Consider the following 10,830-nt stretch of genomic DNA (forward strand, 5'->3'; position numbering starts at 1 on the left):
AAAGCCAGTTTGAGACTCATCATTTTGCAGGAAGGGGCTGGAAGATCCCCTATTTCGAGATCAACGGGCACAAGGTGTGGGGAGCAACAGCCATGATCTTGAGTGAATTCAAGGAGATAATATCCAATTAGCAACCCACGACTTAAGTCGTGGGCTGCTAATCATCCAGGATTGATAAACCGTTTCAACGGTTTATCAGGATAAGATAAAGATCGTTTATTTCTGTGGGACTCCTGCTAAACCAATCTCTTCAGCAACAGTTGCCAGGGCCTCTACTACAAATTGAAAATGTTCATTCTCATCCAGCTCAAGAGCCAGCATTCCGTTTGCGATATCAGCCCGATTCACACTGGCAGCAAACGATTTTTGTTTCAGCTTCTTGCGAATTGATTTGGGGACAACCTCTTTCACGGCCCTGTTAGGTCGGACATAGGTGACTGCAAAAATAAACCCCACCAACTCATCTACAGCAAACAGTGCCTTTGCCATGAGCGTTTCACGGGCTACACCAGTGTGCTCTGCATGTCCCATAATGGCATCCAAAAGCTCCTGAGGATACCCCTTTTCCTTGAGGATGGCTACTCCTTTTGCAGGATGATCTTCAGCAGAGGGGTATTTCTCATAGTCGAAATCATGGAGCAGACCGGCAATACCCCATAAGTCGGGGTCACCACCATATTTCGTTGCCATGGCTCGCATGGCAGCCTCGACACCCAGCCCATGTTTTCTTAATGACTCACTCTCAGTATATTCACACAGCAGTTCCCAGGCAGATTGTCTATTTAGCATTATTTCCTCCTAAAATATGATGTGTAAATATGTCTTTATAGAGTCCGTAGCTATGGCTATTAAACCGACCCATGTTATCCGTAAGTATATTTTACATATTATAGCCACAAAGTCACTAAGACACTATGTTCAATAAATTCCCTGAATGGCTCTTTGAGCCTTTGCTTGTCCGGCGTAGCTCTTCCAGCGAAGATGGATGTCTTCGTGGCAAAAGAACTTACACTGCTGCGAGGTGATGACTCCTGATGCATACGGCTATCTCAGGCCAGCTTAATATGCAGAAAACATGAAGATCGTAAAACACTGAAATATTTTGAAATTAATAGATCCTTTGGAACTAAAATTGGTATAACTCTCCCAGTTTGATCCCAACACCAACCCGATGAGTTTGTCCGGCGATACTGGTTAATTCAGAAAATCCGGTGCCGTAATGCAGATCCAGATATCTGGTGCGGATGAGAGCTCCCACCTGAAATTGATCCAAGGCATTTCGTCCTAGCTGAATAAACAGTTGGTTTTGGAATACGATCTCCAGTCCACCGGCATATCCCCAGTTGCCCCGGTTCAGTTGAGCCTGGTTTCCATCTGCAGGTAATTCTATCTGAAGAATTGGGTGAAGCTGAAAGGGGATATTTTTAAACTCAAGGCGATAATCAACTCCCATGTAAATCTGTGGTGTAAATAATTCAATGAGACCACTATCCCAGAAAACGGTTGTGGTAAATACATCTGCTATTTCAAGCCCAAGTTGAAGTTTGGGAATAGGCTCATACAGCAGCCCGCCATGAAAGCCAACACCAAATCCACTTTCAGTATAGAGGTCATGATACAACAAACGGGTTGTTCCATGCACAGCCAGGTGTGGAGCAAAGTGATGGGTATAGCCAAGTTCAGCTAAAAACTGCTGGGTGCTGAAATAGGTAATTGAATTAACACTCAGGCGTTCTCCTGGATCAAGCTTGCCATTCCCTTCTGTACCATCTGAATCCTGAGTACCGGCAATGCCATCCGTTCCGTAGTCAAGCAGGGCATCCCGTGTATCTGGAATACCACTTACCCCTCCGCGGAAGATCAGAAAGGACCATTTTTCACGGTTTCCACTCAACACATCAGTCTGATAGATACCCCCGAAACCTTCGGTATGTTGAAAGCCCAGTTTGAGTTCACGAGTATCCAGGAAAGCAACATTGGCTCCCGGACTGGGGTTGGCCATGGGCAGGGCTTTGATATTCCCCAAAGCATAGGCATCGATAGACATCCCCAGCACAAAAGGATCCTCACCATATGAGACAGTTTCAGCCAGGATGAATAGCGGGAGGTAGAGGAGCATCAGAAAGGTTTTCATGAAAGACCTACGCGTTGATCCCTGTCTTGTTTCCAAACTACTTGCCACCCCTGACTGTCTTGGACATCTCGTCCAGAAGCAACATGGCTTCCATAGGGGTCATTTGCTCCAGTTTTAGACCTGCCAGTTTTTCTCTCAGGACGTTTTCCTGTCTCTCAAACAGAGACATCTGGCGTGTATCGAAAGTCGGAGCAGTTTCTTTGATCTGATCGGTACGAACACTGATCTCACCGGAATCGAGCTCAGTCAGGATCTCATTGGCCCGCTGGATCACTGGCAGGGGCACACCAGCCATCTGGGCGACATGGATCCCGTAAGACCGGCTGGCACCACCGGGGACGATCTTACGTAGAAAAATAACCTTATCATCATATTCCCGAACCGCTACATTGTAATTCTTTAGCCGTTTCAGAATACCTTCCAACTTGGTCAATTCATGATAATGAGTGGCGAACAGTGTCCGGGCAGCCCGTTCATCCGTACTATGTAAATATTCGATAAGAGCCCAGGCAATGGCCAAACCATCGTAAGTAGAAGTACCTCGACCGATCTCATCCAGCAGGATCAAGCTGCGTTGGGTGGCATTATTCAGAATATTGGCAGCTTCGTTCATCTCAACCAGAAAGGTGGATTCACCACCGGCCAGATTGTCAGAAGCACCTACCCGGGTGAAGATTCGATCGACCATCCCGATCCTGGCTTCATCAGCTGGGATATAACACCCAATCTGGGCCATGAGTACCAGGAGACCCACCTGGCGTAGATAGGTGGATTTTCCGGACATATTGGGACCAGTGATCAACAGGATCTGATCCTGCAAAGCATCCGTAAGCAGATCATTGGGAATAAAGGCTTCATCCACCGGAAGCAATTGTTCAATGACCGGATGACGCCCGTTACTGATCTCCAACTCCAGGGTCTGGTTCAGTGATGGACGACAATAATTGCGATCATAGGAGATTTTGGCAAAGGTGCTTACCACATCAAGACGCGCCAGAAAATCGGCGATATTCTGTAGGTCAATGGCTTTAGTCAGAACTTGTAACCTGAGTTCATCAAATATCTCATATTCGCGTGCTGTATAGCGTTCCTCAGCGTGGAGAACCTTTTCCTCATACTCCTTCAGCTCTTCGGTGATGAAGCGCTCCGAGTTGACCAGGGTCTGTTTCCGAATATAATCCTCAGGGATCAGTTCCTTATGGGTGTGGGTGATATCGATGTAATAACCGAAGACCTTATTGTAGCCGATCTTCAGGGATGGAATACCCAGGCGTTTGCGTTCAGCAACTTGAAAGTCCACCAGCCAGGCCTTGGCATTCCGGGCAATACCTCTGATCTCGTCCAATTCAGCATCGATGCCATCCCGGATCAGACCGCCGTGCTTGACTGACACAGGGGGTTCATCCACGACAAGCCGTTCCAACTCAGCCAGCAATCCGCTAACATCGGGTAAACTTTCCACATGGAGACCAATGGGTTGCATGGATTCTGTATTCAGCAGGTGAGCCAGATCAGGCAATAATTGGAGAGTACTCCTTAAACCGCTGAGATCACGGGCTGAACCGCGGGCGGAGCTCAACTTGGACAATAACCGTTCCAGATCAGCAACTTGCTTCAGGAGGGATCGGAGATCCTTGCGCAATTCGGTGTTTTCAAAAAATAATTGAACCTGATCCAGACGATTTTCGATCCGCTCAATGTCCAACAGGGGTTTGTGCAGCCAGTCACGCATAAGCCGTCCGCCGCCTGAAGTAACCGATTCGTCCAGAACAGAGATCAGGGTGCCTTCTGAGCCACCACGCAGGGATGAAAACAACTCCAGATTTCTCAGGGAGTCATCATCCAGTATCATCCAGTCATCCGCACTCAGGGTTTGAATTCCAGTAACATGTTTCAGATCACGACCCTGGTAATTCTGAAGGTAGTGCAGGATGGCGCCTGCGGCTGCAGTTCCAGCAACCATCCCACTCATACCAAAGCCTTTGAGTCCCTGAGTTTTAAATTTTTTGGTGAGTTCATTATTGGCATAATCAGGATTGAAGACCCAACTCTCAACCCGGGTGGTAAGCCAGTTTCCCCGACCCATGAGTGATTCAGAATCGGGGTCTGTTTCGGAGAGAATGATCTCCCGGGGAGCCATTCCGGCTAGAAAGGCTTTGATCTGCAAGGCATCAAGTTCAAGAACACTGAATTTCCCTGTAGATACGTCCATGAAGGCCAAACCGAGCTTTTCGCCCAGAGGATGGATACAGGCCAGGTAGTTTGATTCTTTGGCATCCAGGAAATGCTCACTCATGGCTGATCCGGGAGTGGCGACTTCAACCACATCCCGCTTGACGATACCCTGCGCCTGCTTTGGATCTTCCACCTGCTCACAGATGGCTACCCGAAGTCCGGCCTGCATATATTTATAGAGGTATGAATCCAGAGCATGGTAGGGAAATCCAGCCAGGGGCACTTTGGCAGCTTTCCCGTTGGAGCGACTGGTCAGCGTTATACCCAGCACTTTGGAAGTAACTTTGGCATCTTCGGCAAAGGTTTCATAAAAATCACCCATGCGATACAAAAGGATCACTCCAGGATAACGCGCTTTGATCTCGTTATACTGCCGCATGAGCGGGGTACTGTTGTTATCCTGAGGTGCTTTTTTTGACATCGGGTAGTATAATTAATAATTACGAATTATGAATTAGGAATTGATACATGCGCCTGAACACAAACCCCCTTGAGGTTAGCCTATGAGGAAACTCCTGAATCAATATATTTTCTAAACCGGCCCATGTTATCCGTAAGTATATTTTTAATGCCACAAAGTCACTAAGACACCAAGTTTCACAAGTTTTCTTAGGGGTTCTTGGAGCCTTTGCTTGTCCGGCGTAGCTCTTCCAGCGAAGATGGATGTCTTCGTGGAAAAAGAACTTACCCTGCGGCGAGATGCTGACTCCTGATGCATACGGCTATCTCAGGCCAGTTTAATATATGACTCAGGAATTTTGCACTTCCCCTTAGGTATTATGCCAAGTGCAGTTCAAGATGCGCGATATTCGTCTTCGCGAGCAACGCGCGGCGATCTCTGAAGCCTACCATAATTTTGGAGATTGCTACGTCCAAAGGTACTGGCAATGACAACTCTACCAGGCAGATGGAACTCAAAGGGTATTACCTATTTCAATATCCGCTGGAGTTTTTGCACATCTCATGCTTAACATAACACTAGATTCTATACACGACAGTGAGATTTTATACTCCCCTACTAGGTGATTGATTTGTCTCAAAAACCGTCGTTTATCCTTACCTGCAAGTTGTAATAGATGTTCTTGCACACCAATATCATGATTGAACTTACTATCAGCGTGAAGGGTGCTTAGAAAATCATTTTGTACGGTATCAACATTGTCGACACCTTTGCCACTGGTAATGCATAACTGATATTCGTAGTTGGGTTAAAAGGATTTGGATAATTATTGTCCAGCTTACATGTAGATGGCAAAGAAAAGTCACATTAATTTGTAAGCTGAATAATTACGTCCTTGATGATATATTGTCATATATTATGCTTATTAATGATTTACTGGTTCAATGATGGTGTCGTTGATATAGCACATGTTTTGACAGGTATAAATAATAATCCTTGTGGACTAAGCCTAATCAATGCCGTAGGATGTAAATTGATTTTGAGAGGGGTACTATTAAAATAGAGAAAGTTGGGATATGGGTATACCACTACTAAATGATACGGTTATTATTTTTGGACTTGCCATAGTTGTTCTTCTCATTTGTCATAAGCTGCGAATTCCAGAAGTTGTTGGCTTTCTATTAACCGGAATTTTAGTTGGGCCATATGGGTTCGGGCTAGTGAAAGCGGTTCATGAAGTTGAGATCCTTGCAGAAATTGGTATCGTATTATTACTTTTTACCATTGGGATCGAGTTCTCATTAAAAAGACTTCTGCAAATTAAGAAGGCTGTCCTAATTGGTGGATCATTACAAGTATTACTGACCTTTTTAGCTACCGTATTTGCAGCCACATGGTTTGACCTCGCTTTAAACAAGGCCATCTTCATCGGATTTCTCGTGGCCTTGAGTAGTACAGCTATTGTGCTTAAGCTCATCCAACAAAGAGCCGAGGTTGATAGTCCTCATGGTCGTACAACACTTGGAATCTTGATTTTCCAGGACATTATTATTGTCCCAATGATTCTTATTACTCCCATGTTAGCAGGTGCAACGGGAGATGCGGGTGCGTCTGTGCTCCTACTTTTAGCCAAAGCGATCGGTATCATTCTGTTGGTAATAGTTAGCACTAAATGGCTAGTCCCCTGGGTCTTGTATCAAGTTGCTAAAACTCGTAGCCAGGAAATCTTTCTACTAAGTCTGGTTGTAATCTGCCTCGGGGTTGCATGGTTAACAGCTGAGGCAGGGTTATCACTGGCCCTGGGTGCATTTTTGGCAGGCCTGATCATTTCCGAATCCGAATACAGTCACCAGGCACTTGGAAACATCATCCCTTTTCGAGATATTTTTACCTCTTTCTTTTTTGTTTCAATTGGCATGCTGCTGGATATTGGCTTCTTCTTCCAAAACCCGATCCTCATTATTTTGCTCACTATTGGTGTGTTGGTATTAAAGTTTACTCTAACCAGCATCAGTATAATGTTACTAGGTTTACCATTCCGAACCTCAATCCTGGTAGGCTTAGCTCTGAGTCAAGTGGGTGAGTTCTCCTTCATCCTATCGCGCTCAGGAGTTGAACATGGATTGCTCTCCGGGGATATTTATCAGATGTTTCTCGCCGTTTCAATACTCAGCATGGCATCCACACCTTTCATCATTGCCCTGGCACCGCAAATAGCTGATAGGATGCTACGGCTACCTCTGCCAGGAATACTCAAATTAGGATTTTCACCTGTTCCTGAGGTAAAGGTGAACACAATGAAAGATCACCTTATCATCATCGGGTTTGGAATTAATGGTAGAAATGTGGCCAGAGCAGCTCATCTCTCAAATATCCCATATGCCATTATTGAGATGAACCCGGAAACGGTGAGAGATGAAAGGGCAAAGGGAGAACCCATATTCTTTGGCGACTCAACTCAAGAGGCTGTCCTTCAACATGCAAATATTAACGCTGCAAGAGTTGTTGTCACCGCTATTAATGATCCCACATCAACACGACGGATAACTGAACTGGTACTCCGCCTTAATCCCAATGTGCACCTGATTGTCAGAAGTCGCTATATCCAAGAGATGCAACCACTTTATGAATTAGGGGCAAAGGAGGTTATTCCCGAAGAATTTGAGACCTCTGTAGAAATATTTAGCAGAGTGCTGGTAAAATATCTCATTCCTAAAGCAGAAATTGATGCTCTGGTTTGCGAAATTAGATCTGATGGATACGAAATGTTTAGACACCCTTCCAGAGATTCCTCATCAATATCTGAGTTAAACCTTCAGCTTCCTGATGTTGAAGTTAGTACCTTACGGATTGTAGAGAAATCACTCTTTGTCGGAAAAAGTTTAATTGAAATTGAATTGAGAAAAACATATGGTGTTACAGTCTTAGCCATACGTCGAAACTCAAATATTATATCAAACCCAAAGGTAAATCTTCCCCTTTGTGCAAATGATGTTCTATTCGTTCTTGGAGCACCTGATAAAATTGCCAAAGTTGCAAATCTTTCCCAAAGTCCATTAACCTAAATAATTCATAGCCACTAAGTCACCAAGACACAAAGTTTAATAAAATATATGCTTATCAAAAATTATCACTCACAGATACAAATAATACTGTTTAAAATGACCTTGTTCATAACTTTAATACTTTTCGTGACTTAGTGTCTTCGTGGCAATAGTTCATGAATAATGCAGGTTAGATGATTGAGCGACATCAGGCAATCGATATGATGATACCCAGACAATTCTGAAATAGAACTTAGGAAGGATATTGCAAGTGCCGTGACACATACGCCACCGGTCTTCTCCGCCAGCTGGCGGATACGCCCCTGCAGGCACTACTTGATTGAAATGAAAGCAGATCGCCCTTCACACCGAATTCGTTGGGCTCATAACTGTGCAACTTATACGCAGTTATATACTCAGCGGTGTATAACTGTATACATCCAAAAAGCCAACTCTTTATCCTTCTATTCATGTAAAGAAACATCGACCAATAAGCTGAGGTCTTGCAATGTGTTGTATCAAAATGGGTGTCTCATTATTCAGGCACTATTTAGCAGCTTGGCTCGGCGCAGTCACGACGAAGCTGGACCCCGCCAACGGCGTCGGGAGAAGCGAAGGCGGACGAAGACGGATCTCATAAACGGTCGATAAATAGACACCCGGGGGCATGAAACGCAGCTATAGATTAATATCTATATACCTACTCCCCCTACATGACAGATAGATTTTCCATTCCTATATACGAAAATCGTCTCAAAAACGTATCAGAATCAAATGGGATGAAAATGGAGTCTCATAAACCCAGGTTTTTCGGATATGAGTAATCAGGTAGAAGGTGCGTAATACTAAGTCCATTAATATTTGAGGATTTACATCAGAACTATCAAAGGCTGTAAGCTTTCAAATGCCCTAAGAGGATCGTATTCAAGGGTTGCATGCTTGAGCTGATCCATATCTCGTAGAAAGATTGGATCTTGTAGCTTCTCTTTGAGATTCAGCTCAAACTCTCGCTGACTTACGTTGGCTCCACCATAATCAAGATATTTACGATACGCGTTTACGGTTCTATCCGGGTCAATTAACTTTCTATTCATAAGCTCTGCAATATCAAAGAGGTCTCTGCCCTTTTTTCGTTGATAGAGAGCTCGCAATTTTGTCCCGGCCAATTCATCTAACGCATATGTTTGGATTGAGCAATCACCTTTATACCAGTTTGTGTCCACCCCAAAATGAATGTTCTGAATTCCGTACAAGGTGAAATGCTCCCGAGTATTCCACTCCAGTTTAATTCTGGTTTCTGGGATTTGACCTGAAGCCGGTGTGTACCGGAAATACATTTTAAATGAATCCCGGCGGGCATCAGTTTGAGCTTTGCCTGACCATGGTTCGACGATCTTTCTAATTTCATCTGCAATTGGGCCAGCAGGCTCACTCTTTATCTGTACAAAGTCTAAGTCTTCAGAATACCTCAAAGGTTCCGGAAAATAGAGTTTATGTAAAGCTGTCCCTCCCCTAAAAAGCAATCGATCCCTAAGAAAGTCAGATTGATATATCTCGGTGAGAATTCTGGATATGATCAGGTCTTGTTCAATCTGTTCGTCTACTTGCCAAGGAGCTATATTTTGCCACTCCAGAATAGTCGCTTGTGAAATCATATATCAAGCTCTATTGTCTGATTAACAATGACCTTCCATCGGGGGTCTTTTGGGATTCTATCCTTTTTGCCATGAGCAGCCAGTGGTGTATATATTGGTTTTCCTTTCATTACCTGCTTCCAGATTCGATCCATACCCTTTGTAAACCCCAGGAACTCAAGAATGTAACCAGCTCTCTGTTGAATTGGGAGTGTATACGCTTTAAAGGTAACAGCTAATTTACGCGATGATAATTTATCAAGCATCTCTGATATCACGGTAGCTACGTAGTCAATTCCGCCAATATGTATATTAAATTGAATCAAATCTAAAATGGTAGCTTCAGGAGTTGATAAATTCATGTATCCTGTTGGTGTGTTCTTTAGGATAGTTGGTGTCTCAAGGACTAACTCCTTTTTGTGAAATACAACCTTATTTCCACGAACACGGATATCCCTTCTAGCTGGGTTGGTCATGACTTGAAAGACTTGTGGAGCTTGATGACTTGAGCCATAATAAAGAGCTGCCGTTAATAGACAGACGTAATAGGGCACATCATAAAATTTCATTAAATCATCAATAAATCTATCCCCAGGTAATCTCTGGGTAAGACTAATCTCTTCTGGGATAATGACATAGAATCCTCTTGCTGGATCAATTATTCTGCCATCATTCCGCAGGATTCGGATTGCGGCTGTAACATCTTTTGACAAAAAGTCAGCTGCCTGAGTATGGGTGAATGACCATACCCCCTTGTTATTTAAGTGTTTAATATAATCTTGTGGCTTCATAGTTTTGTAATATCGTGTGCGGAATATGTCATATTAATCAGGTTTATGCAAACAATATTACAATATGATTCAGTAATAATAGGCGAAGCCGGATCTCAAAAACGGTGTCTCATAATTAAGGCCCTTTTTTGCAGCTTGTCTCGGCGCAGTCACGACGAAGCTGGACCCCGCCAACGGCGTCGGGAGAAGCGAAGGCGGACGAAGACGGATCTCATAAACGGCCTTTATATAAACCTCCAGTGTGGATGCTGGAAATCAGCTGACAGGAAAATCTTTGAGCTTGCGATTCACCTCACGCAGCACCTTCTCAAAGTCAGGAAGATCCTGGATCTGTGAGGTGATTGAGCTTCTCCACCTCGCCCGGTATTGGGGTATGCGCTGTTGGAGCTTTGCATGGAACTCCCCTGGCTTGAGACCTTTCTGCTCGCACTTTGTTTCGAAGTCAGGTGTGAGATAGCCAGCATTCATCCCCTGATCTTCAATGAGATACCAGATATCATAGAAATCCCTGGCCTGTACCCGCTGCATCACTGATCGCAACTTCTCAACCAGTATCTCTTCCAGTGTGTAGCAAAGTAATTCATGACTTTTC

At 44.3% G+C, this 10,830-nt stretch carries 7 protein-coding genes; 1 reads left to right on the top strand and 6 read right to left on the bottom strand.

The window, feature by feature from the left end; genetic code table 11:
- Positions 1-216: 216 nt before the first annotated feature.
- The 3 genes from U9Q77_09560 to mutS form a co-directional block, all read right to left on the bottom strand.
- On the bottom strand, positions 217-789 hold the full coding sequence (locus U9Q77_09560) for an HDIG domain-containing protein (protein MEA3287604.1): 573 nt from the start codon (positions 787-789) through the stop codon (positions 217-219).
- A gap of 337 nt (positions 790-1,126) precedes the next feature.
- A complete protein-coding gene (locus U9Q77_09565; GenBank protein MEA3287605.1) occupies positions 1,127-2,134 on the bottom strand; it encodes a hypothetical protein in 1,008 nt (335 codons plus the stop codon).
- A 37-nt stretch (positions 2,135-2,171) separates the two neighbouring features.
- On the bottom strand, positions 2,172-4,790 hold the full coding sequence (mutS, locus tag U9Q77_09570; GenBank protein ID MEA3287606.1) for a DNA mismatch repair protein MutS: 2,619 nt from the start codon (positions 4,788-4,790) through the stop codon (positions 2,172-2,174).
- 1,055 nt (positions 4,791-5,845) lie between these two features.
- On the opposite strand from mutS, the gene U9Q77_09575 reads away from it, so the two are divergent.
- Complete coding sequence (locus U9Q77_09575; GenBank protein MEA3287607.1) at positions 5,846-7,834, top strand: cation:proton antiporter; 1,989 nt, start codon at positions 5,846-5,848, stop codon at positions 7,832-7,834.
- 848 nt (positions 7,835-8,682) lie between these two features.
- Here U9Q77_09575 and U9Q77_09580 read toward each other — a convergent pair.
- From U9Q77_09580 to U9Q77_09590, 3 genes are all read right to left on the bottom strand, one after another.
- Positions 8,683-9,468, bottom strand: coding sequence for a nucleotidyl transferase AbiEii/AbiGii toxin family protein (locus U9Q77_09580; GenBank protein ID MEA3287608.1), 786 nt, complete (start codon positions 9,466-9,468; stop codon positions 8,683-8,685).
- Positions 9,465-10,238 carry a type IV toxin-antitoxin system AbiEi family antitoxin gene (locus U9Q77_09585; GenBank protein ID MEA3287609.1) on the bottom strand — a complete coding sequence of 258 codons (774 nt, stop codon included), beginning with the start codon at positions 10,236-10,238 and terminating at the stop codon, positions 9,465-9,467. Before U9Q77_09585 ends, U9Q77_09580 begins: the two co-directional genes overlap by 4 nt.
- Positions 10,239-10,493: 255 nt before the next feature.
- Positions 10,494-10,830: nucleotidyl transferase AbiEii/AbiGii toxin family protein (locus tag U9Q77_09590; GenBank protein ID MEA3287610.1), on the bottom strand; the 337-nt coding region annotated here is incomplete at its 5' end.

Source organism: Candidatus Neomarinimicrobiota bacterium, assembly GCA_034716895.1.
Lineage (GTDB): Bacteria > Fidelibacterota > UBA8477 > UBA8477 > JABMPR01 > JABMPR01.

What these genes read in the sequence shown, in the direction of transcription:
- U9Q77_09560 (MEA3287604.1), bottom strand. Translation starts at nt 789, where the DNA reads ATGCTAAATAGACAATCTGCCTGGGAACTGCTGTGTGAATATACTGAG.
- U9Q77_09565 (MEA3287605.1), bottom strand. Translation starts at nt 2,134, where the DNA reads ATGAAAACCTTTCTGATGCTCCTCTACCTCCCGCTATTCATCCTGGCT.
- mutS (MEA3287606.1), bottom strand. Translation starts at nt 4,790, where the DNA reads ATGTCAAAAAAAGCACCTCAGGATAACAACAGTACCCCGCTCATGCGG.
- U9Q77_09575 (MEA3287607.1), top strand. Translation starts at nt 5,846, where the DNA reads ATGGGTATACCACTACTAAATGATACGGTTATTATTTTTGGACTTGCC.
- U9Q77_09580 (MEA3287608.1), bottom strand. Translation starts at nt 9,468, where the DNA reads ATGATTTCACAAGCGACTATTCTGGAGTGGCAAAATATAGCTCCTTGG.
- U9Q77_09585 (MEA3287609.1), bottom strand. Translation starts at nt 10,238, where the DNA reads ATGAAGCCACAAGATTATATTAAACACTTAAATAACAAGGGGGTATGG.